The organism is Mangrovibacter phragmitis, from assembly GCF_040429585.1.
Lineage (GTDB): Bacteria > Pseudomonadota > Gammaproteobacteria > Enterobacterales > Enterobacteriaceae > Mangrovibacter > Mangrovibacter phragmitis.
Genome location: NZ_CP134782.1, coordinates 3,860,993 through 3,885,981, shown reverse-complemented (window position 1 = coordinate 3,885,981; position 24,989 = coordinate 3,860,993). Strand labels below are relative to the sequence as shown.

Annotated in this window: 21 protein-coding genes and 1 rRNA gene; 8 read left to right on the top strand and 14 right to left on the bottom strand. The window is 48.6% G+C overall.

Annotation, left to right across the window (positions count from 1 at the left end):
- Window positions 1–33: 33 nt before the first annotated feature.
- Window positions 34–149: ribosomal RNA gene (gene rrf, locus MPHASIOC01_RS18850) — 5S ribosomal RNA — on the top strand.
- A gap of 304 nt (window positions 150–453) precedes the next feature.
- Here rrf and MPHASIOC01_RS18845 read toward each other — a convergent pair.
- From MPHASIOC01_RS18845 to msrP, 14 genes are all read right to left on the bottom strand, one after another.
- Window positions 454–1,212, bottom strand: a complete 759-nt coding sequence (locus tag MPHASIOC01_RS18845; RefSeq protein ID WP_064600716.1) for an amino acid ABC transporter ATP-binding protein — start codon at window positions 1,210–1,212, stop codon at window positions 454–456.
- An 8-nt stretch (window positions 1,213–1,220) separates the two neighbouring features.
- Entirely contained in the window at window positions 1,221–2,324 is a 1,104-nt protein-coding gene (locus MPHASIOC01_RS18840; protein WP_064600714.1) for an amino acid ABC transporter permease, read from the bottom strand.
- A gap of 9 nt (window positions 2,325–2,333) precedes the next feature.
- Entirely contained in the window at window positions 2,334–3,515 is a 1,182-nt protein-coding gene (locus tag MPHASIOC01_RS18835; RefSeq protein WP_064600712.1) for an amino acid ABC transporter permease, read from the bottom strand.
- Between the two features lie 70 nt (window positions 3,516–3,585).
- The gene (locus MPHASIOC01_RS18830; protein WP_064600710.1) at window positions 3,586–4,611 is read right to left on the bottom strand and encodes an amino acid ABC transporter substrate-binding protein; all 1,026 of its coding nucleotides are present in this window, start codon (window positions 4,609–4,611) and stop codon (window positions 3,586–3,588) included.
- A gap of 825 nt (window positions 4,612–5,436) precedes the next feature.
- Window positions 5,437–5,733 (bottom strand): DNA-binding transcriptional regulator Fis, encoded by a 297-nt coding sequence (fis, locus tag MPHASIOC01_RS18825; RefSeq protein ID WP_000462905.1) that lies wholly within the window; start codon window positions 5,731–5,733, stop codon window positions 5,437–5,439.
- Window positions 5,734–5,758: 25 nt separating this feature from the next.
- Window positions 5,759–6,724, bottom strand: a complete 966-nt coding sequence (dusB, locus tag MPHASIOC01_RS18820; protein ID WP_064600708.1) for a tRNA dihydrouridine synthase DusB — start codon at window positions 6,722–6,724, stop codon at window positions 5,759–5,761.
- Window positions 6,725–7,067: 343 nt separating this feature from the next.
- Window positions 7,068–7,949, bottom strand: a complete 882-nt coding sequence (gene prmA, locus MPHASIOC01_RS18815) for a 50S ribosomal protein L11 methyltransferase (RefSeq protein WP_353613069.1) — start codon at window positions 7,947–7,949, stop codon at window positions 7,068–7,070.
- 11 nt (window positions 7,950–7,960) lie between these two features.
- Window positions 7,961–9,415 (bottom strand): sodium/pantothenate symporter, encoded by a 1,455-nt coding sequence (gene panF / locus MPHASIOC01_RS18810; RefSeq protein ID WP_064600704.1) that lies wholly within the window; start codon window positions 9,413–9,415, stop codon window positions 7,961–7,963.
- Entirely contained in the window at window positions 9,405–9,647 is a 243-nt protein-coding gene (locus tag MPHASIOC01_RS18805) for a YhdT family protein (protein ID WP_353613068.1), read from the bottom strand. Before MPHASIOC01_RS18805 ends, panF begins: the two co-directional genes overlap by 11 nt.
- 108 nt (window positions 9,648–9,755) lie before the next feature.
- On the bottom strand, window positions 9,756–11,105 hold the full coding sequence (gene accC, locus MPHASIOC01_RS18800) for an acetyl-CoA carboxylase biotin carboxylase subunit (RefSeq protein ID WP_064600700.1): 1,350 nt from the start codon (window positions 11,103–11,105) through the stop codon (window positions 9,756–9,758).
- A 10-nt stretch (window positions 11,106–11,115) separates the two neighbouring features.
- Entirely contained in the window at window positions 11,116–11,586 is a 471-nt protein-coding gene (gene accB / locus MPHASIOC01_RS18795; protein ID WP_064600698.1) for an acetyl-CoA carboxylase biotin carboxyl carrier protein, read from the bottom strand.
- 20 nt (window positions 11,587–11,606) lie between these two features.
- Window positions 11,607–12,059, bottom strand: a complete 453-nt coding sequence (gene aroQ, locus MPHASIOC01_RS18790; RefSeq protein WP_064600696.1) for a type II 3-dehydroquinate dehydratase — start codon at window positions 12,057–12,059, stop codon at window positions 11,607–11,609.
- 224 nt (window positions 12,060–12,283) lie between these two features.
- Window positions 12,284–12,889: a protein-methionine-sulfoxide reductase heme-binding subunit MsrQ gene (gene msrQ, locus MPHASIOC01_RS18785; RefSeq protein WP_074388845.1), complete on the bottom strand. Its 606-nt coding sequence runs from the start codon at window positions 12,887–12,889 to the stop codon at window positions 12,284–12,286.
- Window positions 12,890–13,894 (bottom strand): protein-methionine-sulfoxide reductase catalytic subunit MsrP, encoded by a 1,005-nt coding sequence (gene msrP, locus MPHASIOC01_RS18780; protein ID WP_353613067.1) that lies wholly within the window; start codon window positions 13,892–13,894, stop codon window positions 12,890–12,892.
- 293 nt (window positions 13,895–14,187) lie between these two features.
- On the opposite strand from msrP, the gene csrD reads away from it, so the two are divergent.
- The 7 genes from csrD (at window position 14,188) to yhdP (ending at window position 24,946) form a co-directional block, all read left to right on the top strand.
- Window positions 14,188–16,128 carry an RNase E specificity factor CsrD gene (csrD, locus tag MPHASIOC01_RS18775; protein ID WP_064600745.1) on the top strand — a complete coding sequence of 647 codons (1,941 nt, stop codon included), beginning with the start codon at window positions 14,188–14,190 and terminating at the stop codon, window positions 16,126–16,128.
- Between the two features lie 302 nt (window positions 16,129–16,430).
- The gene (gene mreB, locus MPHASIOC01_RS18770) at window positions 16,431–17,474 is read left to right on the top strand and encodes a rod shape-determining protein MreB (RefSeq protein ID WP_000913396.1); all 1,044 of its coding nucleotides are present in this window, start codon (window positions 16,431–16,433) and stop codon (window positions 17,472–17,474) included.
- A 63-nt stretch (window positions 17,475–17,537) separates the two neighbouring features.
- Complete coding sequence (mreC, locus tag MPHASIOC01_RS18765) at window positions 17,538–18,560, top strand: rod shape-determining protein MreC (protein ID WP_064600690.1); 1,023 nt, start codon at window positions 17,538–17,540, stop codon at window positions 18,558–18,560.
- Window positions 18,560–19,048, top strand: a complete 489-nt coding sequence (gene mreD, locus MPHASIOC01_RS18760; RefSeq protein WP_064600688.1) for a rod shape-determining protein MreD — start codon at window positions 18,560–18,562, stop codon at window positions 19,046–19,048. Before mreC ends, mreD begins: the two co-directional genes overlap by 1 nt.
- A 9-nt stretch (window positions 19,049–19,057) precedes the next feature.
- Window positions 19,058–19,651: a nucleoside triphosphate pyrophosphatase gene (locus MPHASIOC01_RS18755; RefSeq protein WP_064600686.1), complete on the top strand. Its 594-nt coding sequence runs from the start codon at window positions 19,058–19,060 to the stop codon at window positions 19,649–19,651.
- Window positions 19,641–21,110 carry a ribonuclease G gene (rng, locus tag MPHASIOC01_RS18750; RefSeq protein ID WP_064600684.1) on the top strand — a complete coding sequence of 490 codons (1,470 nt, stop codon included), beginning with the start codon at window positions 19,641–19,643 and terminating at the stop codon, window positions 21,108–21,110. The genes MPHASIOC01_RS18755 and rng overlap by 11 nt, the downstream gene beginning before the upstream one ends.
- Window positions 21,111–21,139: 29 nt before the next feature.
- Window positions 21,140–24,946 carry an AsmA2 domain-containing protein YhdP gene (yhdP, locus tag MPHASIOC01_RS18745; RefSeq protein WP_353613066.1) on the top strand — a complete coding sequence of 1,269 codons (3,807 nt, stop codon included), beginning with the start codon at window positions 21,140–21,142 and terminating at the stop codon, window positions 24,944–24,946.
- Window positions 24,947–24,989 lie beyond the last annotated feature (43 nt).

The window sequence follows — 24,989 nt, the reverse complement described above, 5'->3', positions numbered from 1 at the left end:
GTAAAAGAGACACGACCGAGCACAAAGAATCTGCCTGGCGGCAAGAGCGCGGTGGTCCCACCTGACCCCATGCCGAACTCAGAAGTGAAACGCCGTAGCGCCGATGGTAGTGTGGGGTCTCCCCATGCGAGAGTAGGGAACTGCCAGGCTTTAATTAAGAAGAACCCTCAGCGAAAGCTGGGGGTTTTTTGCTTTTGTATTTCAGGCCGTTCAGCTGTTCAGCCACAGTTTCACGCCCGGGAACAGTTCCCGTCAGGTTATTCCGCTGCAGTGCCGGGTTTTTTGCCTGCACACCACCGGGTCGAGCCGACCGAGGCGGCACATCCGCAGACCGTCGCTGTTTCCGCCAGAACCGCTGGTGCTTATTATTGTTGCCAATTTTTCTTACCCATTTAACCGAGTAAAAAATGCCCTGTCACAGGACAGGGCATCAGCAAACGCAATACGGATATTTTAATGAATAACCTGGGAAAGGAAGGCCCGGGTACGATCGGAACGCGGGTTAGAGAAGAATTCCTCAGGTGGTGCTTCTTCTACAATTTCGCCTCTGTCCATGAAAATAACGCGATTAGCAACTGTACGGGCAAACCCCATTTCATGGGTCACACAGAGCATTGTCATTCCATCTTCAGCCAGGCCAATCATGGTATCCAGCACCTCTTTAACCATTTCAGGATCCAGTGCTGAGGTTGGCTCATCAAACAGCATTATTTTAGGCTTCATACATAAGGACCGGGCAATAGCTACACGCTGTTGCTGGCCTCCGGATATTTGGCCGGGGAATTTATTAGCATGTTCAGCAATACGCACACGTTCGAGGTAATGCATGGCCAACGCTTCTGCTTCACGTTTGGGCATTTTTTTCACCCAAATCGGAGCGAGAGTGCAGTTCTGCAAGACGGTAAGATGCGGGAATAAGTTGAAGTGCTGGAATACCATTCCAACTTCGTTACGGACCCGCTCAATATTGCGGATGTCATCATTGAGCTCAATGCCATCAACAACAATGCGCCCTTGCTGATGTTCTTCCAGGTGATTTATACAACGAATCGTTGTTGATTTTCCTGAGCCTGAAGGACCACACAGAACAATACGCTCGCCTTGCTGGACATTAAGGTTAATATCTTTCAAAACATGAAACTGCCCGTACCACTTGTTAACATCTTCCAGCGTAATCATCGCGTCGGCAGGTAGAATAGTATTTTGACTCATGATTTTCCTTAGTGCGGTGTGCGCCCGGTATGGAAGCGCTTTTCCAGATACTGGCTATAGCGCGACATGCTGAAACAGAAGATCCAGTAGACCATTGCGGCGAAGACATAGCCTTCGGTTGACATCCCAAGCCATGCCGGGTCAACGGTGGCCTGCTGAACGCTACTGAACAAATCGAACAGGCCTATAATGATGACCAGGCTGGTGTCTTTGAATAATGCAATGATCGTGTTGACCAGCCCTGGGATCACCAGTTTTAAGGCTTGTGGAAGAATGACTAAAATGTGGGTTTTCCAGTATCCCAGAGCCAGGGATTCCGCAGCTTCGTATTGTCCTTTTGGCAAAGCTTGTAAACCGCCCCTGACTACTTCTGCAACATAGGATGACTGGAAAAGAACCACACCGACCAACGCCCTGATTAGTTTATCTATCGTTGTCCCTTCTGACATAAAGAGCGGCAGCATTACTGAAGACATAAACAGAACAGTGATGAGTGGTACGCCACGCCAGAATTCGATAAAAATAACAGACAGAATTCTGACTACAGGCATACGCGAACGGCGTCCCAATGCCAGAAGAATCCCCAGAGGGAGAGCACCGGCAATACCAATAGACGCAATAATCAAAGTCAGTGTCAGACCACCCCACTGGCGTGTTTCAATGCGGTTTAGCCCGAAGAAGCCACCATACATTAACCACCACACAACGACTGGATAAACAATTACCCATCCGGTGATGTAGCGGCCCCGCTGCGGCATGTTCTTCCAGAACATCGGAAGAATACTCAACAGGCCAATAATCAGTGCCGTATTAATACGCCAGCGCTGTTCATGCGGATAGAGCCCATACATAAACTGCCCGAAACGGGCATGGATAAACACCCAACAGGCACCTTCTTTAGTACAGTCACTACGTGTTGAACCTGCCCAGTTAGCATGAAAAATAGCCCAGTTGAGCAATGGTGGAATTAACTGCCACATTAACCACAGGCAGATAATAGTCAGCAGGCTATTACTCCAGGATGAAAACAGATTCTTACGCATCCATAGTAGTGTACGTCCGGACCAGGAAGCATCAGGACGAGAGTCTTTTGATAAAATAGCTTTACTCATCATGCGTCCTTAACGTTCCACCAGAGCAATGCGGCGGTTATAAATATTCATCAACAACGAAATACTCAGACTGATGATCAAATAGACCGACATTGTGATGGCAATAGTTTCTATAGCTTGTCCCGTCTGGTTAAGTACGGTTCCGGCAAAAAGCGATACCATGTCCGGATAACCAATCGCAGCTGCCAGTGAGGAGTTCTTCACTATATTCAGATACTGGCTGGTCAGTGGAGGGATAATGACACGCAGCGCCTGAGGAATAATGACCTGGCGCAGGGTTATTGGGTTGGGTAACCCAAGGCTACGCGCTGCTTCATGCTGTCCAAACGGAACCGACTGGATACCCGAGCGAATTATTTCCGCAATAAATGCCGATGTATAGACGGATAAAGCCAGAGTAAGTGCGGCCAGTTCAGGGATTAAAACCATCCCTCCGCGGAAATTGAATCCCCGCAATGCAGGAATATCCCAGTGAATTGCTGCACCAAAGATCAAATGAGTTAATAAAGGTAAAAATACTATCAGAACGAGGGCTACAGGCCAGGTGCGGCGAAGTTGCCCTGTTTTGATTTGGCGTGTGCGATTGAACCGGTACAGCCCATAGCTGACAATCAGCGCAACCAGTATAGCCAGCCCTGTGGCGATAAGGCCCTCTCCAATAATTGGGGAAGGCAGGTAAAGGCCACGGTTGCTAAGGAATACCAGATCAAACAGATCAAGTGCCTGGCGAGGACCCGGTAAATTACGTAATACCGCAAAGTACCAGAAGAAAATTTGTAGCAAAGGCGGAATATTACGGAAGGTTTCGATATATATCGTCGAGATCTTCCGTAACAACCAGTTATCTGAAAGGCGGGCAAGGCCAAGGAAAAAACCCAGAAAAGAAGCAAAAATGATACACAGTGCGGAAACCAGCAGTGTGTTGAGCAACCCAACGACAAAGACTCTGCCGTATGTATCCCCCTCTTGATAATCAATAAGATGCTGGACAATACCGAACCCGGCGCTTCTGTCCAGAAAAGCAAATCCGGAAGTGATTCCGCGGTTATTAAGGTTTGTGATGGTGTTGTGTATCAGGTAAATTGCGGCCGTGGCTACCAGAACAATTGCGATAATCTGGTACAGCCAGGCACGCACCGCAGGGTTAGAAAAGGAGAGTTCTCCTTTCGTTTTAAGGCGGCGATGAGACATAAACGAACCTCAGTAATACAATGCGACAGACGTGAGGGCACTACAAATGTAGTGCCCATTACTGCAAAAATTAACGTACTGGCGGGGCGTACTGGATACCGCCATTGTTCCAGAGGTTGTTAAGGCCGCGTTTGATTTTCAGTGGGCTACCTTCACCAACGTTGCGGTCAAATATTTCACCGTAGTTGCCAACCTGTTTAACAATGTTGAATGCCCATTTGTTGTCGAGCTTCAGGTCTTTACCAAAGTCGCCTTCAGCACCTAACAGGTGTGCCATATCCGGGTTGGAAGGATGGGCTGCTTTTTCATCAACGTTTTTGGAGCTGACACCCATTTCTTCTGCATCCAGCATAGCAAACAGTGTCCAGCGAACGATGGCAAACCAGTCGTCATCACCCCGACGAACAACAGGCCCCAGCGGCTCTTTAGAGATAACTTCAGGCAGAACAACCCATTCGCCAGGTTTGCTGAGTTTGATACGCAGCGCATAAAGCTGCGACTGGTCAGAAGCCAGCGTATCGCAGCGGCCAGACTCAAGCGCTTTCGCTGATTCATCAGAACGGTCAAACGTTACTGGTGTGTATTTCATGTTGTTGGCTTTGAAATAGTCAGCAACGTTCAGTTCTGTATCGGTCCCGGCCTGAATGCAGACTGTCGCACCGTCGAGTTCTTTCGCACTTTTTAATCCGGCTTTAGCGTGTGTGAGGAAGCCAATGCCGTCGTAATAGTTAACACCAGCAAAAACCATCCCCATGCCACCATCGCGGGAAGATGTCCAGGTGGTATTACGTGAAAGCAGATCCACTTCGCCAGATTGCAAAGCAGTGAAACGTTCCTTCGCTGTGAGTGGAGTATATTTTACTTTTGAAGCGTCGCCGAACACGGCAGCAGCAATACCACGGCAAATATCCACATCAATACCTGTGAACTTGCCGCTTGCATCAGCATATGAAAAGCCCGGTAAGCCATCACTGATACCGCACTGTACGAATCCTTTCTTTTTAACGGCATCCAGGGTTGCCCCTGCATGTGCCTGGTTGGCGATACCAAACAGCGCTCCTGCTGCTACCAGAGTGGCTAACGTCAATTTTTTCATAGTGGATCCTGTGTGGCTAAATTATCGTTATAAAAAGTGGCATCCATATTGATGCCATCATCCTGTCTGTGGCGATTGCCGAACTTAATAAAGCAAAGGTGATGCCAGGTTTTAAACTATTCAAAATGTGACAAAGCAATCACCCTGCGATGAGTGTAGGCATGAAATATAGGAAATGGCGCCCTGTCATGGTGCAAAAATGAAACTTACGCCACATAATGGCGCAAAAAAGTTTCATCGATGTGATGATATTAACGTAGAGAAACAATTTATAATGAAATGAATTTTTGTGGGGAGTTAATATTAATAAGTACTACATTTTATGGTTATTTATCTGCTTCATGTAATCTAAAGTAACTTTATATTCTATTATTAGTTAACTGGTTGAAAGTTTGTCTTATCTATACAAACACCTGATGCATAAAAATGCACCTCCTTAATACAGCTTACCTTTGCATCATCTGTGCTCCATATACCGATAGTCTGCAACAGTCGCATCATCGTGAGTTCTGATTTTTCGTCATCGATATATTTAGTTTTTTGCTGGTGCGGGGAAACTGGCAACTGATGAGAGTTATCTGGCGGTTATATATAAATGAATTGTAATTCAGGTAACTAATAAATCTCACGCTACCGAATGTGTCGCCATGGGGGAATGTATTAAAGGAGTGTGTCAGATTAATAACCTTTATAAAATAATGGTTAATTATCTGGCAAGGGAAAGTATGCAGTTAGGGGATCTTTCTAAGGAGCGGATTTATAAATAAAAAGGTACCACCCCGTGAAGGGTAGTACCTTTTAAAACAACGGATTAACTGATTAAAATCAGTTCATGCCATATTTTTTCAGTTTTTTACGCAAGGTGCCGCGGTTGATACCCATCATCAGTGCTGCACGGGTCTGATTACCACGGGTGTATTGCATCACCATGTCCAACAATGGCTGTTCAACTTCAGCCAGTACCAGCTCATACAGGTCATTAACATCCTGACCATTCAGTTGAGCAAAATAGTTCTTCAGTGCCTGTTTAACCGAGTCACGCAGGGGTTTTTGGGTTACCTGATCCTGAGAGTTAACGGTAGAAACGGTCAGTACGTCAGAATTTACGCGTTGTTCGAACATAGTTCTGTCAGCTCTTTATTTCTGTTTACGCAAAATTTTCGAAGTATGCCTCCAACGCCTCCAGCTGTTCGCTGGCATCCTCTATGGCGTTGAATGTGCGCCGAAACTGGTCATTTGGAGCGTGTTCCTGGAGATACCAGGAAACGTGCTTACGTGCAATTCGGTAACCTTTCACATGGCCATAAAAGCCGTGTAACGCCCGAACATGCTCGCACAACAAGTGCTTTACCTCAGCCAGAGGCAGTGGCGCAAGCAACTCTCCAGTGTCCAGATAATGCTGGATTTCCCGAAAGATCCAGGGTCTTCCCTGAGCAGCCCGGCCTATCATCAGGGCATCAGCCCCTGTATAGTCCAGAACCGCTCTGGCTTTAAGCGGGTTTGTTATGTCACCATTCGCGATAACGGGAATGGAAACTGTCTGCTTAACCAGCCGAATATTGTCGTATTCTGCTTCGCCTTCAAACCTGCAGGCGCGCGTGCGTCCATGTATCGTCAGAGCCTGAACACCACAGTGCTCAGCCAGTTGGGCAATTTCTACACAGTTCTGGTGGTCTTTATCCCACCCAGTACGAATCTTTAACGTTACAGGTACCTCGACCGCATTAACCACTGCGGACAGGATACTTTTAACCAGCTCTGGGTACTGCAGTAGTGCTGAGCCTGCAAGTTTACGATTCACTTTTTTAGCCGGGCATCCCATATTGATATCAATAATCTGGGCACCATTTTGCACGTTAATGCGCGCGGCTTCTGCCATTTCATCAGGCACACTGCCGGCAATCTGTACGGTACGGATGCCGGGTTCATCAATATGAACCATACGTAACCGTGACTTGTCACTTGCCCAAACTTCCGGGTTAGAAGACATCATCTCGGAGACCGTAAGTCCGGCACCCATTTCGTAACACAGCGTTCTGAATGGTCGGTCTGTTATCCCCGCCATTGGTGCGGCGATTAACCGGTTCCGAAGCTGATATTGTCCGATTTGCATGAGTGAAGAAATGACCATACTGTGACTGCAAGGCGGCGTATATTACGCATTTTTTACGCGAGATGAAAGGCCAAACTTTGAACAATCCGCTGTTATAGATCAATGAATCTGTTTCTGGACATGAATGCTGGGTAAATTAGTGATATTAATCATACGATTACATTTTTATGGTTAAATTGTGCGCTTTGAATTTTTCTTAAAACTTCTTAAAAAGAGGGGATAAAAAGCGCTTTTGACCGGGATAATATGCTGGAAAATCGGGTGTGTGAGGCGAATTGGCGCAGAAAAATTGATTGATAATCAAACAGAAAAGCGTGGTGCAAAGCCACCACGCTGAGGTAATTCAAAGGCAGGTTCCTGTAATTCGGCACCACTCTTCTTTTTCAACAACCGGGTCAAGTGCGAACCGGTCGGTGTAGGCAGCGCAAACTGAACTTGCCTGGCTGGCAAGGATACCGGAAAGCCCAAGCACACCGCCTGTAACGGGCAGCACGCCGATAAGCGGGGCCAGTTCACGCAATGGGCCAGCAAGAATGTTTGCGACCACCACATCTGCTTTCAGGCCTTCTGGTTGATCGGCTGGTAAATACAGCGATAACCGGTCAGAAACGCCATTACGTTCAGCGTTGTCCCGGCTGGCCTGAATTGCCTGCGGGTCGATATCGATACCAATCGCTTTTGCAGCGCCCAGTTTGAGTGCGGCAATTGCCAGAATGCCAGAGCCACAACCAAAATCGATAACCGTTTTCCCGACCAGATCCAGTCCATCCAGCCATTGCAGGCACAATGATGTCGTGGGATGAGTACCCGTACCAAATGCCAGTCCCGGGTCCAGCAGTACGTTGACGGCGTCAGGATCCGGAATATCGCGCCAGCTTGGGCAAATCCATAAACGGTTACCAAACTTCATTGGGTGGAAGTTTTCCATCCACTCACGTTCCCAGTCTTTATCTTCCAGTTGTTCAATTTTATGGTGAAAACCGGATGCCAGCAGTGGGTGAACAGACAACTGTGCAATGACATCATTCATATCTGCTTCGGCATCGAACAACCCGATGACATCAGTATCACCCCACAGACGTGTTTCGCCCGGCAGGGGCTCAAAAACCGGGGTATCATGGGTGTCCTGAAAAGTGACCGAGACCGCGCCCGTTTCCATGATGGCGTCACCGAGTTCTTCAGCGGTTTCACCTGTAGCGTTAATCTTTAGTTGAATCCATGGCATGGCGTAACTCTTTATTTTTCCGGGTGGGTGTTCATACTGGCGGTGACTGCAGGGCGCCCAAAGCAATTACCTGCGAGAAAAGCCAGTAAACTTAATAATAGTGACGGGACAATCGGATGAAAGCCCAAGAACTGTATCTTCAGTGTGGCCAGCACAGCGTAAAGCAGGCCACCAACGATCATGGCTGATAAGGCTCCCGCAGAATTGGCCTTTTCCCAGTAAAGCCCAAGCACCAGGGGCCAAAGGAATACCGCTTCCAGCCCGCCAAATGCGAGGAGATTCAGCCAGATGATCATCTCTGGTGGATTCCATGCAGCCAGTAATAGCAGCGCACTGAGTACCAGTGTAATCCCGGTTGAGAGCTTTTTCAGTCGGGATTCGTTTTGCGACTGGTCAGGGCGGGTTCTGAGCCAGAGATCTTTAATGATCGTTGCTGATGACTGGAGGAGTTGAGCATTGATGGTCGACATAATCGCGGCCATTGGTGCTGCCAGAAAGATCCCCGCCAACGCAGGTGGCAGGACGGTAATCATCAATGTGGGGATAACCAGATCAGGTATTGTCAGGTCGGGTAAAATTGCGCGTCCCAGTGCGCCCGCGAGATGCATTCCCAGCATCAGCACCGCGACGACAATCGTGCCGATAATTATCCCACGATGAACGGCCTTGCTGTCTTTGTAAGAAATACAGCGCACCGCGGTATGGGGCAAACCTATAACGCCAAAACAGACCAGCACCCAGAATGAAGCCATAAATGTGGGTGACAGAATATTGTCTGCTCCCTTCGGAGATATAAGCTGCGGATTAATATGCGACAGCTTTTCCACCGCCATATGGAGTCCGCCTGCCTGGTGAACAACACCCACAAGCAACAAGATGGTACCCAGTAGCATCACGACCCCTTGCATCGCGTCATTTAATACACTGGCCCTGAATCCGCCAAATGCGGTATAGAGCGCAATAGTGACGCCAAAGATAAGAAGCCCTGTGTCATAAGGAATGCCTGCGGCGGTTTCCAGTAAGCGGGCACCACCAATAAACTGCACAGTCATTGCGCCTAAAAACGCGACAATCAGGCTGAGGCTTGCCAGCCACACCAGCAGGTGGCTTTGGTAACGGGCGTATAGCATGTCGTTGAGAGTCACGGCGTTGTAGCGGCGTGCGAGAATCGCAAATTTCTTACCGAGAATCCCCAGTGACAACCAGATAGCTGGCAACTGAATCATGGCCAGAAGCACCCAGCCAAGCCCATATTTGTAAGCAGCACCTGGACCCCCGATAAACGAACTGGCGCTGACATAGGTGGTCGTGAGCGTCATTGCGAGGACAAAACCGCCCATAGAGCGTCCTCCCAGGAAAAACTCATTCAAAAAGTTTCCCTGCTTACGCCTGCGGAATGCATAAATAGAAATAGCAAATACCAACACTAAGTAGCCGACAAGCGGGAGCAGAACTTCAGTCTTCATGGTTCTCCTCCAGCGAAATATCGCGGAATATGCGGGTGACCATCATCTTACATAGAAAAATAAATACCACGGGGACCAACAGGCAGGCGGCTTCAAACCAGTGCGGCAATCCCGTCACACCCTGAACGGAGTCGGGTAAATATCCCGCAGCAATCCACGCAGCCAAATAAAGAAGGGTTAGCCAGAGTGCCCAGCGGGCTTCTCTATGAGCCTGAACAAAACGCGCGTCCATCGTTATCCCTTGTAAAAGATCAAAGCCGGAATTGTACCTTATGGACGATGAGAGGAAATAAAAAAAGAAAAGGGCCGGTTTACCGGCCCTTCAGCTTCTTGCAGAGTATTATTTTTCCTGCAGACCGAGTTTTTTCTCCAGATAGTGGATGTTGGTACCACCATGCTGGAAGTTCTCGTCGCTCATAATACGTGATTGCAGATCAACGTTGGTTTTTATGCCATCAATGATCAGTTCCTGCAACGCATTGCGCATACGGGCAATCGCAACATCACGGGTTTCACCGAAGCAGATAAGCTTACCTATCATTGAATCGTAATAGGCTGGAACGGTATAACCTGCGTAAATGTGAGATTCCCAGCGCACCCCAAAACCACCTGGAGCATGAAAACGCGTGATCTTACCCGGGCTTGGCAGGAAGGTATTAGGATCTTCAGCATTAATACGGCATTCAACCGCATGTCCGCGAACCACAACTTCTTCCTGTTTAATGGATAACGGCTGGCCTGCAGCAATACGTAACTGTTCTTTGATCAAATCGACGCCAGTGATCATTTCGGTCACCGGGTGTTCAACCTGAATACGGGTATTCATTTCAATAAAATAGAACTCACCGTTTTCGAACAGGAACTCAAATGTGCCAGCGCCACGATAGCCGATGTCCACACAAGCTTTTGCACAGCGTTCGCCAATATAGCGACGCAGTTCAGGAGTAATGCCTGGTGCCGGAGCTTCTTCCACAACTTTCTGGTGGCGGCGTTGCATGGAGCAGTCGCGCTCAGCCAGATAAATTGCGTTACCCTGCCCATCGGCCAGTACCTGAATTTCCACATGGCGCGGATTTTCCAGGTATTTCTCCATATATACCATGTCGTTATTGAAAGCGGCTTTCGCTTCTGCACGGGTCATGGTGATGGACTGAGATAAGTCAGATTCTTTGCGCACAACACGCATGCCACGACCGCCGCCGCCGCCTGATGCTTTGATAATAACCGGGTAACCAATGCGTTTGGCAATGGCACGGTTTTTATCCATATCGTCGCCCAAAGGACCATCAGAACCGGGTACACAAGGCACGCCAGTTTTTTTCATAGCGGTGATTGCAGAAACTTTATCACCCATCAGACGAATAGTTTCTGCTCTCGGGCCGATGAAGATAAAACCTGACTGCTCAACCTGCTCTGCAAAGTTCGCGTTTTCAGACAGGAAGCCATACCCCGGGTGAATAGCGACTGCGCCGGTGATTTCAGCAGCAGCGATAATTGCCGGGATATTGAGGTAACTTTTAACTGAAGGCGCCGGTCCGATACAAACCGTTTCATCAGCCAGCAGTACGTGTTTTAAATCGCGGTCTGCGGTGGAATGCACAGCAACCGTTTTGATGCCCAACTCTTTGCAGGCACGCAGGATGCGTAATGCAATTTCACCACGGTTGGCGATGACAATTTTATCCAGCATGTTCGCCTCGTTATTCGATGACGACCAGCGGCTCGTCAAATTCAACCGGTTGACCATTTTCGACCAGAATGGCTTTCACAACGCCTGATTTATCGGCTTCGATCTGGTTCATCATTTTCATTGCTTCAACGATACATAATGTATCGCCAGCACTGACTTTCTGACCCACTTCTACGAAGTTTTTTGCATCCGGGCTTGGCGTGCGATAGAACGTCCCAACCATTGGGGAGCGTACGATATGACCACTGATCTCAGCAGAAGCTTCTTTTACTGTTTCAGCAACAGGGGCCACGGCTGATGAAAGTGCAGGTTGAGCGGCGGGCATGGCAACCGGAGCAGCATAAGCTTGCTGCATCATAGGAGCCGGGTTCACCACTGCGCGGCTGATGCGAACAGACTCTTCGCCTTCAGAAATTTCCAGTTCAGCGATGCCAGATTCTTCAACCAGCTCGATCAGTTTTTTAATCTTACGAATATCCATGAGTGCGTTCCGTACTCTTGTTAGTTTAATTGTGACAGACGTTTTACCGCTGTCTGTAGTGCATATGAATAGCCATCGGCGCCTAAACCGCAAATGACGCCAGAGGCAATATCAGATAGATATGAATGATGGCGGAAAGGTTCCCGCGCATGCACATTGCTGAGATGTATTTCTATGAACGGAATGTTCACAGCCAGTAATGCATCACGCAGTGCCACGCTGGTGTGCGTATATGCGGCCGGATTTATCAGGATATAGTCAACAGTATCTTTAGCCTGATGAATCCGCTCAATCAGCACATGTTCAGCGTTAGATTGCAGATGATCCAGTACAGCGCCCAGACTTTCTGCTTCTGCTTCCAAACGGGTCACTATCTCAGGCAACGTTTGTGAACCATACTTCTCAGGCTCACGTGTCCCCAGCATATTGAGATTAGGGCCATTCAAAAGCAAAATGTGAAAATTGTTCGCCATCGTGCTGCTATCTCCAGCAATTTTCCAGGTAATTTACAAAATATACCTTAAGGCTGTTGTTGTCACCCGAGAACGCTAAAATAACGCCCCAGAGTGAACCAAAGTCGCACATTATAATGATTTCGTGGCATTTGGCAGCTAAATACTGGTCTTATCAGGGAAGATAATCAACATACAATGAGTATGGGTACTGATGGGGGCCTGTGGCATCAGGCCCGGCGGGCTTATCGGCGACGAAACCACTGTCGAAATGTTTTGTATCGCCATATTAATAGCAAGAAGGCGGCACCTGCATACAACAAGGGCAGTGGTGATAAAATTTTTACTGACCAGATATAGTGAACCGGGGCAAGAATAGCGACCAGATACACTCCGTTGTGTAGTGTTTGCCATCGCCTTCCCATCCATTGTTGCAGTTTCCGCGTCGACGTTGCGGCCAGTGCCAGCAATATCAGCCAACATGCCATACCCAGTGTCAAATAAGGGCGATGTAGAATTTCCTCGCCAAGTAGTCGATATTGCGTAATACCAAGTTCCAAAAAAAGGTAGCTCAATAAATGCAGTGATGCCCAGGCAAAGCACCACAGGCCGGTTAGTCGCCTTACCCGAATGAGCAGTGGTTGTTTCAAATATTTCGCAAGCGGCGAAATCAGCAATGTAACCAATAAACATTTCAGAGCCATTCGGCCAGTAAAATGCTGAATATCCTTCGCCGCGTCGGCGCTTAGCCAGCCGTAATGTAGTGCAAAAAAAAGCCATATCAGTGGTAAAACAGCCAGCAAATGCAACAGGCCTTTGATGAGACGAATATGCTTAACTGTCAGGCGCACTTAAAAATTCTCCCGCAGATTCAGCCCGCGATAAAGTGAAGCAACCTGGTCCGCATAACCGTTGAACAATAGCGTGGGCTGGCGTTTGACATCCAGAATACCGCCGCTACCAATGAAGCGCTCCGTGGCCTGTGACCAGCGCGGATGGTCAACATGGGGATTTACATTGGCATAAAAGCCATATTCATCGGGTGCAGCCAGGTTCCAGGTGCAGGGCGGTCTTTCACGCGTCAGACGAATACTGACAATCGATTTTATTCCTTTGAAACCGTATTTCCAGGGAACAATCAGGCGAACAGGAGCACCATTTTGCGGCGGTAAGGCTTTGCCATAAACCCCGGTTGTCATTAAGGTCAGAGGATGCATTGCTTCATCAATACGCAACCCTTCCACATAAGGGTATGCCAGACCGCCGCCAATAAATCTGTCTTTTTGACCGGGCATTTGATCGGGAGCGTAGCGAGTGGTGAAGGCAACATACTTTGCATTGCTGGTGGGTTCAGCCAAAGCCAGTAGTTTGGCTAAAGGAAAGCCAATCCAGGGAACTACCATCGACCAGGCTTCCACACAGCGCATACGGTAAATTCGCTCTTCCAGTGGCAGTTTTTTATATAAGTCATCGTGATCAAGTGTGATTTTCTTTGCAACTTCACCGCTTATGGTTAGCGTCCATGGGTCGGTAATCAGTGTTCCGGCATTTGCTGCCGGGTCTGCTTTATCCAGACCAAATTCATAGAAATTATTATAGCCAGTGACTTTATCTTCCGGGGTTAATGTCAATTTTGCTTGCCAGACCTCAGGGCGGGTAAAGGTTAGCGGTTTGCCTGAAGGCGCGGCTGGTCTGTCGTTACCTTTAAACCACGACAATACATCTGCCTGTGCTTTTGCCTGCAAGCCAGCAGTGGCTACACCAATACCCAACATTTTCAGAACCTGCCGGCGCTGCATAAAAAATACGCTTTCATGTGTAACATCGTTTTCACTGAGGTGTTTTTTCATTTTCATTATTGATTGCCTTTGTTGCCATGCAGGTGGGTTGTTATAAGCATGGCGGGCAGAATCAGATGAAGCCAGTTTCAAATATTCAACTTTCTGTTAAGACTTATTAGGCAGAGAATGTGTCTCTTGGCTGATTTGTCTGCGCCAATACCGAAGGAGTGAGAAAAACCCTGGAGAGAGCAGCGATATTTGCTAGTATGCAGGGTGTTTACGTGCATCTGTTTTCATGGCTGGCGCTCATTTCGAACGAGTTTGCATATTATCCAATTAACGAGGTGCCAGAAGGAGTTCACACAAGGATGCGACTGACAACAAAATTCTCTGCCATTGTGACATTACTGTCCGGGCTGGCGATGCTGGCTGTCCTGATAGGGTGTTCATGGAGTTTCTATACCGCGGTTCAGGTGAAGCTGAATCAGCGGGTGAGGGCGATAGCCACTATAGTTGATAACCGTCTGCTAGAGTATCCACCAGAAACTCAGTCACGCTTTTTCGATGAAATCATGACGCCTGTTGATGTGGTGAGAATGGTTATTCGCCAGGATGGTGTGCCTGTTTTTCTTCATGACCAGCCCGAAGGATATAACCCGGCAGGTCTTCCTCAGCAGTATAAATCTCTGAATGTTCCTCTGGTCAAACACCCTGGTATGACACTGACGCTGGTCTGGATGGATCCAATGGCCAATTACTTTCACTCTATTCTGGCGACCACACCATTATCTATTGCGGTGTTGTTCATCGTGATAATGGCGCTGCTCACGGTCTGGTGGATCAAGCGGCAGTTTCAGGGGCTGGAACATCTTGAAGCCCGGGCTATTCGTATTCTTAAGGGGGAACGCCGGGCAGGGATTCGGGGAACGATGGATGAATGGCCGCATAACCTGAGTAGTGCGCTGGATGTGTTACTGGCTGATATCCAAAATGCTGGTGAACAACAAGGCAGGGTGGAGAACCTGATTCGTGCGTATGCCGCGCAGGATTCCAGAACAGGCCTGAATAATCGCCTGTTTTTTGATAATCAACTGGCAACCTTGCTCGAAGGGCAGGATAACGTTCAGAGCCATGGTGTTGTTATGATGATTCGCCTGCCTGACTTTGAAATGTTACATGAGACCTGGGGAAAAAGTGTTGTTGATGATTATCTCTACAGCCTGGTCAACATGCTTTCAACATTTATTATGCGCTACCCTGGGGCATTACTGGCACGTTATTATCACAGTGATTTTGCTGTACTGTTACCCCACCGTTCACTAAAAGAAGCTGGAAGTATTGCCAGCCAGTTACTCAATGCCGTTGATGCTCTGCCGCCGACTCCCATGTTGGACCGTAACGATATGCTGCACATTGGGATTACCGCGTGGCGTAGCGGGCAAACAACTGAGCAGGTGATGGAACAAGTTGAGGTGGCTACCCGGGAAGCAATGCTTCATGGTGGCAATGGCTGGTCAACCTGGGATGAATCAACACCAGAAAAAGTACGAGGCAATGTGCGTTGGCGTACTTTGCTGGAAGGCGTTTTACAACGCGGTGGGCCACGGATTTACCAGAAACCCGCAGTGATGCAGGATGGTGTGGTGCACCATCGGGAACTGTTGTGCCGGATATTTGATGGGCAGCAGGAAGTGCTTGCGGCTGAATACATGCCAGTAGTGCAACAGTTTGGTCTTGCTGATTCCTGGGACCGGCAAATGATTAGCCGGGGAATTCAGTTGCTCCAGTTTTGGCCAGAAGAAACTTTCGCATTTTCAATTACAGTGGATTCTCTGCTTCGCCCTCCTTTTCAACGTTGGCTGCGTGACACGCTTATGCAATGCGAAAAATCGTTAAGGCGGCGAATTATTTTGGAACTCCCAGAGGCGGATGTGTGTCAACATATCGGTCGTCTGCAATCTGTTATTCGGTTAATCAAAGCCCTGGGTAGCAGAGTTGCCGTCAATCAGGCAGGTCTGACACTGGTCAGTACCACTTATATAAAGGAACTGAATGTGGAGTTAATCAAACTTCACCCCGGTCTGGTACGCAACATTGAAAAGCGCACTGAGAATCAATTGTTGATACGAAGTCTTGTGGAAGCGTGTACCGGCATGCAGACGCGAGTTTTTGCCACTGGTGTCAGGGCTCGCGGTGAGTGGCAAACGTTAGTTGATCGCGGTGTCAGTGGCGCACAAGGGGATTTTATTGCTGCAACACAGGCACTGGATACGAGCGTAAAAAAATATTTGCAAAGATACTCGGTTTAACCTGCCGTTTGTGATGTTTTCACGTAGAATAACGTCCGCTGAATCCTATGGGAGCCTCGGCTTGCCGGACGGAGTATCTCAGTAAACCGGACAATTTATGAACGGCCATGTAACAAAATATAAAGTTGCTTAGTGGCATTTTACTGGTACACCGGGAGCCAGATAGCAACTTTGTAAAGCCGGAAATGAATTGCACTATTTTTCACCGATGCAGAACGTTTTTGCGCCTTGTCGCTGCATCGAGTGGTTGGTAAAGTAAGCGGATTTTGTTTCCGCCCCAGCTTGCAGGATTATCCCTTAGTATGTTGAAAAAATTTCGTGGCATGTTTTCCAACGACCTGTCCATTGACCTGGGTACCGCGAATACCCTTATTTATGTAAAAGGACAGGGCATTGTGTTGAATGAGCCGTCTGTTGTGGCCATTCGCCAGGACCGTGCTGGTTCACCGAAGAGTGTGGCTGCTGTAGGCCATGATGCAAAACAAATGCTTGGCCGTACACCTGGCAACATTGCTGCTATTCGTCCTATGAAAGATGGTGTAATTGCAGATTTTTTCGTGACCGAGAAAATGTTGCAGCACTTTATTAAGCAAGTGCATAGCAATAGCTTTATGCGCCCCAGCCCGCGTGTACTGGTGTGTGTGCCTGTTGGTGCCACTCAGGTCGAACGACGTGCTATCCGTGAATCCGCACAGGGGGCTGGCGCACGTGAAGTATTTCTGATCGAAGAACCAATGGCGGCTGCAATTGGTGCGGGTCTTCCGGTTTCCGAAGCAACCGGTTCTATGGTTGTCGATATCGGTGGTGGTACCACTGAAGTTGCCGTCATCTCTCTGAATGGTGTGGTGTATTCCTCTTCTGTTCGTATTGGCGGTGACCGCTTCGATGAAGCTATCATCAACTATGTTCGTCGTAACTATGGTTCACTGATTGGTGAAGCCACAGCCGAACGTATTAAACATGAAATCGGTTCAGCTTACCCGGGCGATGAAGTTCGTGAGATTGAAGTTCGTGGGCGTAACCTTGCTGAAGGTGTGCCCCGTGGGTTTACGCTGAATTCAAATGAAATTCTTGAAGCCCTGCAGGAGCCTCTGACAGGTATCGTGAGTGCGGTTATGGTTGCGCTGGAACAGTGCCCGCCAGAACTGGCTTCTGATATCTCTGAACGCGGTATGGTATTAACAGGTGGTGGTGCATTGCTGCGCAATCTGGACCGCTTGTTAATGGAAGAAACGGGCATTCCTGTTGTTGTTGCTGAAGATCCTCTGACGTGTGTTGCTCGTGGCGGTGGTAAAGCGCTGGAAATGATCGATATGCACGGCGGTGATTTGTTCAGCGAAGAGTAATTAATGCTGAAAGGGGCAATCGCCAGATTGCCCTTGTTGCCAGCCCAGGAATACGCATAGCCTATGAAGCCTATTTTTAGCCGTGGCCCTTCGCTACAGATTCGCCTTTTTCTGGCCGTAGCGGTGGCGCTGGGCGTCATTGTTGCGGACAGCCGCCTGGGTATGTTTAGTCAGATCCGGGCCTATATGGATACGGCTGTCAGCCCTTTCTATTTTATCTCCAATGGCCCGCGGGCATTGCTGGATAGCGTTTCACAGACTCTGGCATCGCGAGATCAGCTTGAGCTGGAAAACCGTGCTCTGCGTCGGGAATTATTATTAAAGAATAGTGACTTGCTTCTGCTTGGGCAGTACCGGCAGGAAAACGCCCGTTTGCGTGAGTTACTGGGTTCCCCCTTGCGTCAGGATGAGCAGAAAATGGTGACGCAGGTGATTTCGGCGGGGACCGATCCATACAGTGACCAGGTCGTCATTGATAAAGGCAGCGTGAATGGGGTTTATGAAGGCCAGCCGGTTATCAGTGACAAAGGTGTTGTGGGGCAGGTTGTTGCTGTTGCGAAATTTACCAGCCGGGTATTGTTAATTTGTGATGCCACACATGCTTTACCTATTCAGGTATTGCGTAATGACATCCGTGTTATTGCGGCAGGTAATGGTTGCACAGATGATCTCCAGCTTGAACATTTACCTGCTAATACGGATATCAGGGTTGGGGATGTGTTAGTGACATCCGGTCTGGGCGGGCGCTTTCCGGAAGGTTATCCCGTGGCTGTTGTCTCTTCAGTCAAACTGGATACACAGCGGGCTTACACTGTTATTCAGGCACGTCCTACTGCTGGCCTGCAGCGTTTACGCTATTTGTTATTGCTGTGGGGAGCCGATCGCCAGGGGTTACATCCAATGACACCGGATGAAGTCCACCGTGTTGCGAATGAGCGCCTGATGCAAATGATGCCGCAAGTATTGCCAGCACCGGGGCAAATGGGGCCACCTGCGCCAATACCAGCACCAGCAACAGGCCTGTCACAACCACCGGCAGCTACTGAGCCTCAAAACAAGACACCATCCTTGCAGGGAGGCCAGTAGTGGCGAGCTACCGTAGTCAGGGGCGTTGGGTAATTGTTTTATCTTTTATCATTGCGCTGATACTGCAGGTTATGCCATGGCCGGAACAAATCATTGTTTTCCGGCCAGATTGGGTGTTGCTTATCCTTATTTACTGGGTACTGGCGTTGCCGCACCGGGTAAATGTTGGCACCGGATTTATAATGGGAGCCATACTTGATCTTATCAGTGGCTCAACACTGGGTATCCGGGCGCTCTCACTGAGCATTATTGCTTATCTTGTTGCGTTAAAATTCCAGCTGTTGCGCAATCTGGCGTTATGGCAACAAGCGTTAGTGATTGTTGTGCTCTCTCTGGCTGCTGATTTACTTGTCTTCTGGGCGGAGTTTTTGGTCATTGACGTAACATTTCATCCGGAAATTTACTGGAGCAGTGTGGTCAATGGTGTGCTTTGGCCCTGGATCTTTTTACTTATGCGCAAAGTGCGCCAGCAATTTGCCGTGCAGTAGCAGGTAATGATGACTACATTGTATCTCGCTTCAGGTTCACCTCGTCGCCAGGAATTGCTGACGCAACTTGGCGTTTCATTTGAACGCATTGTTACCGGTGTGGATGAAATCCGCCTACCGGGAGAAACTGCGCAACAATACGTGTCACGCCTTGCCCGGGATAAAGCCACTGCCGGGGTTGCCATGGCCTCCCGGGATTTACCGGTTTTAGGCGCAGATACCATTGTGGTATTAAATGGAGAAGTTCTTGAAAAACCGCAGGATCAAGCGCATGCCTGTGCTATGTTACAGTTACTCTCTGGGAAAACACATCAGGTTATGACTGCGGTTGCCATTGCGGATAGCACCAATCTGCTGGATTGTCTGGTAGTGACTGAGGTGACATTTCGCCCATTATCAGAGCGTGATATTGCTGAGTATGTTGCATCCGGTGAGCCAATGGATAAAGCTGGAGCGTATGGAATCCAGGGGCTGGGGGGGCGTTTTGTGATAAAAATTAATGGTAGTTACCACGCGGTGGTTGGCCTGCCTCTGGTTGAAACTGATGCATTAATAGCGACGTTTAGTGCGTTACGCGAAGGAAAAAGCAATCATGACGGCTGAGTTATTAGTCAATATTACCCCTTCTGAAACTCGGGTAGCTTACATAGATGGTGGAATTTTGCAGGAGATCCACATTGAACGTGAAGCGCGCCGGGGAATTGTAGGCAATATCTACAAAGGTCGCGTGAGTCGTGTACTTCCGGGCATGCAGGCGGCATTTGTAGATATTGGCCTTGATAAAGCAGCATTCTTACATGCCTCAGATATCATGCCGCATACTGAATGTGTTGCGGGTGAAGAACAGAAAAACTTCACAGTACGGGATATTTCAGAGTTAGTTCGCCAGGGGCAGGATCTGGTGGTCCAGGTAGTGAAAGATCCTCTGGGCACGAAAGGTGCCCGTTTGACGACAGATATCACACTCCCTTCTCGCTATCTGGTTTTCATGCCAGGTGCATCCCATGTCGGCGTATCACAGCGTATAGAAAGTGAAGAAGAACGTGAGCGGCTCAAACAGGTTGTAAGCGTTTATTGCGATGAAATGGGCGGTTTTATCATTCGCACGGCGGCAGAAGGCGTATGTGAGAAGGATCTGGCTTCTGATGCCGCTTATCTGAAACGCGTCTGGCGTAAGGTCATTGAACGCCGTAAACGACCTCAAACCCGCTGCCAGCTGTATGGCGAGTTAGCACTGGCTCAGCGAGTATTGCGTGATTTCGCTGATGCCTCACTGGACAGAATTCGCGTTGACTCTCGTCTGACATATGAAATGCTGCTGGAGTTTACGGCTGAATATATTCCGGACATGACGGCCAAACTGGAACATTACAGTGGTCGCCAGCCTATTTTTGATCTCTATGATGTTGAAAATGAAATCCAGCGTGCTCTTGAACGCAAGGTTGAACTGAAATCTGGTGGGTATTTGATAATCGACCAGACAGAAGCGATGACTACCATTGATATCAATACAGGCGCTTTTGTTGGGCACCGGAATCTTGATGACACCATTTTTAACACCAACATTGAGGCGACTCAGGCCATAGCCCGGCAATTACGCCTGCGAAACCTGGGTGGGATTATCATTATCGATTTTATCGACATGAGTAACGATGACCACCGGCGTCGTGTATTACACTCCCTTGAGCAAGCCCTGAGTAAAGATCGTGTTAAAACCAGTGTTAATGGTTTTTCTGCTCTTGGCCTGGTGGAAATGACCCGGAAACGTACACGGGAAAGTGTGGAACATGTTCTGTGCAGTGAATGCCCAACTTGCCATGGGCGCGGCACTGTAAAAACTGTCGAAACCGTCTGCTACGAAATTATGCGTGAAATTGTGCGCGTCCATCATGCCTATGATTCTGATCGTTTCCTGGTTTACGCTTCTCCGTCAGTTGCTGAAGCATTGAAAAGCGAAGAATCTCATGCGCTTGCTGAGGTAGAAATTTTTGTAGGTAAACAAGTTAAAGTTCAGATAGAGCCGCTCTATAATCAGGAGCAGTTTGATGTGGTCATGATGTAGCACTGCCGCCAGCAGACAAGGAGAGAAATGTGAAGCGACTGCCGGGCATCTTGCTGCTCACCTTTGCTGCACTGGTTGTCGTTATTGCGCTACTGGTCAGTGGGCTGCGCCTTGCATTGCCGCATCTGAATAATTGGCGGGAACCCATTCTTGCTAAAATTGAACAGGTTAGCGGTATTCCTGTAGAGGTCAGTGAAATCCATGCCTCCTGGCAGACATTTGGCCCCACCCTTGATATTCGTGATATCAATGTTCTGCTTAAAGACAAAGGGACGTTAACCATAAAGCGAGTCACGCTGGCGCTGGATATCTGGCAAAGCTTGTTACACGCTCGCTGGCAATTCCGTGATCTCACCTTCTACCAATTAAACGCAGTGACCAATACGGCCCTTTCCCATAACGGTGAAACCACCGACTTTGAGGTCAGTAAACTCAATGACCTGTTTTTACGGCAATTTGACCACTTCGATTTGCGCGACAGCAACATCAGCTTTTTAACGCTATCAGGCCAGCGGGCAAACTTACATATTCCACATTTAACCTGGTTGAACGGCAATAAACGCCATCGGGCTGAAGGAAAGATAAGTCTGTCCAGCTTTAACGGGCAACATGGGCTGGTCAATGTACGCATGGATTTACGTGATCAAAATGGCACGCTGAACTCCGGGAAAATCTGGATGCAGGCAGACGATGTCGATGTTAAGCCCTGGTTTGGTGAGTGGATGCGGGACAACATTAAGTTGAATCGTGCACGCTTCAGTATGGCGGCCTGGGTAAATATCAAAGATGGTGGGCTGGAGAGTGCGGACATCTGGCTACAGCAAGGGGGCGCGGAGTGGTCGGGCGAAAAATTCCGGCATGAGCTTTCGGTGCAGAGCCTGCTTACCCATATCTCTAAGCTGGGCACTGGCTGGCAAGTGCAGTTTCCGTTATCAGGCCTGAAACTGGATAACCAGTCATGGTCACAAGGGAGCATGGTGCTTGCCTGGCTACCTGGGAATACCAAAGAAACCGCAGAGTCTGCGTTTTCAGAGGGAGAGTTACGCATTCGTGCGAATCAGTTAACCCCGGATTACCTGGCTCCACTACTTCCGCTGGCGGAAACATTTGCTCCAAAATTTGTCGATGTCTGGCGTACCCTGCACCCGGCAGGAAATATAGACTCACTGGCTCTGGATATTCCCTTAGAGAAGCCCGAAACATTGCGCATGAAAGCGCAGTGGCACAACCTTTCCTGGAACCAGTGGAAGTTATTGCCAGGTGCGCAGCATGTTGCCGGCAATATTGTCGGAAGTCTGCAAAATGGCAGACTGAATCTGAACATTCATGATGCCCGTTTGCCTTATGAGCATGTCTTTCGTGCGCCACTGGAAATCGCACAAGGTAATGCCACTTTACGCTGGCAGGATGATGCTCAGGGGCTGCGTATTGACGGTAGCAATATCAATGTTCAGGCCAATGGCGTCCAGGCCCATGGTGATTTCAGTTATCAACACCCGGAAGGTGACCAACCCTGGCTTAAAATACTGGCCGGGATCACGGCGACTGACGGGGGGCAGGCATGGCGCTATTTTCCGGAAAACCTGATGGGCAAATCGCTGGTGGATTATCTCAGTGGTGCGATTAAAGCCGGTAAAGCGCAAAATGCGACACTGGTTTACTCAGGAAACCCACATTTCTTCCCATATTTGCATAACGAAGGTCAGTTCCAGGTTTTTGTTCCGCTTAAAGATGCAACCTTTGCTTTCCAGCCAGACTGGCCTGCACTTCAGCACCTTGATATTGATCTCGATTTTCGTAATGACGGTTTGTGGATGAAGGCACCTAAAGCGATTTTAGGTGGGGTAACGGCCAGTAATCTGGACGCCGTGATTCCGGATTATGCGAAAGAAAAACTGTTTATTGATGCTGATATCAACGGCGCGGGAGAATCTGTTGGGCCCTATTTCAAACAAACGCCCTTAGCGGATACCCTTGGCGCAACGCTTGATGAACTCAAACTGAAAGGAGATGTAAGTGCTCGCTTACATCTGGCTATTCCTTTAGATGGAGAAATGACGACGGCACAGGGAAATGTTTCACTGCGCAATAACACGTTGTCTGTTGTTCCCCTTAACAGCACATTGCATCACCTGACTGGCGAGTTCAGCTTTAAGAATGGCAATTTAACCAGTGGACCACTGCAGGCGACCTGGTTTAATCAGCCACTGACGGTTGATTTCACCACACAAGAGCAGGAAAAAGCGTATCAGGTGGATATTAACCTGAATGGCAACTGGCAAGCTGCCAGTACAGGCGTATTGCCTGATGCTCTTAGCCAGAGTTTAAAAGGTACTTTTAGCTGGAAAGGGAATGTTGGAGTGACCTTACCTTACCGGGGTGATACAACCTGGCAGGTTGACCTTACAGGTGACTTGAAGAATGTAAGTAGTCACTTACCTGTTCCGGCCGCTAAACCTGCTGGCGAGTCTTTGCCATTGGTCATCAAAACGAAAGGAGATATGCACAGTTTTTCGCTGACTGGCAGCCTTGGGCAGACCACACACTTTAATAGCCACTGGTTGCTCAATAAAAAACTGACACTGGAGCGGGCTATCTGGGTGTCTGATTCGAGGAGTATTCCCCCATTACCTGAAAACCAGATGGTGGAGCTTAACCTCCCACCACTTGATGGTGCTCAATGGCTGGCTGTCTTACAGGCCGGGACTGCAGAAAAAGTAAGCCACAGTGTGAGCTTTCCTGATGCGGTCACATTGCGAACGCCTTCCTTCCAGTTTGCCGGTCAGGCATGGAACAACCTTAATCTGGTGATGCATAACGCAACTGACAGCACTGTTGTTGACATAACCGGGCGTGAGATCAACGGCAAATTAACCCGGCGTGAAAATACTCCATGGGATGTGTCGCTGAACTACCTTTATTACAACCCGGTATTATCTGCGCTCAAGGTTGATAAAACTGCTGAAAATATGTTGGCGACCACGGGGAATACAATTGATTTTAGCCAGTGGCCTGATCTGAATATTCACTGCGCAGAGTGTTGGCTGATGGGGCAAAAATATGGTCGTATTAACGCAGATTTAGCGATTCAGGGTAATACGCTTACGTTAACACAAGGGCTTATTGATACAGGCTTTGCACGGTTGACGGCGAGTGGGGAGTGGGTTAATCAGCCTGGTAGTGAAAGAACATCTCTCAAAGGCGTCCTGAGCGGCAAGTCGCTTGACGAGGCGACAGGCTTCTTTGGGGTCGGTACTCCGTTACAGGGGGCTTCTTTCAAGACCGAATACGATCTGCACTGGCGCAATATTCCCTGGCGCCCTGATGTCGCCTCACTCAATGGGATAATTAAAACTAAACTGGGGAAAGGCAAAATAGCAGAGCTGGAAACCGGGCATGCAGGCCAACTTTTGCGACTGGTGAGTTTTGATGCCTTATTGCGTAAATTGCGCTTTGATTTCAGCGATACTTTTGGCAGTGGTTTTTATTTTGATTCCATCCGTAGCACAGCCTGGATTAAAGACGGTACGTTGCACACTGATGATACGCTGGTAGATGGGCTCGAAGCGGATATAGCGATGAAAGGCACTGTTGATTTGGTTAACCGGCAGTTGAACATGGAAGCTGCCGTGGCACCTGAAATTTCAGCAACTGTAGGGGTTGCAACGGCTTTTGCAGTAAACCCGATAGTTGGTGCTGCGGTATTTGCCGCCAGTAAAGTTCTGGGGCCTTTGTGGAGTAAAATTGCCTTGCTGCGCTACCAAATTACGGGCCCGATAGATAAACCGCGTATTAATGAAGTATTGCGGCAACCTCGTAAAACCGCCACGCAATGATTTGACGTTAGCGATGAATTACCGCAAGCTCAATAGATAAAAC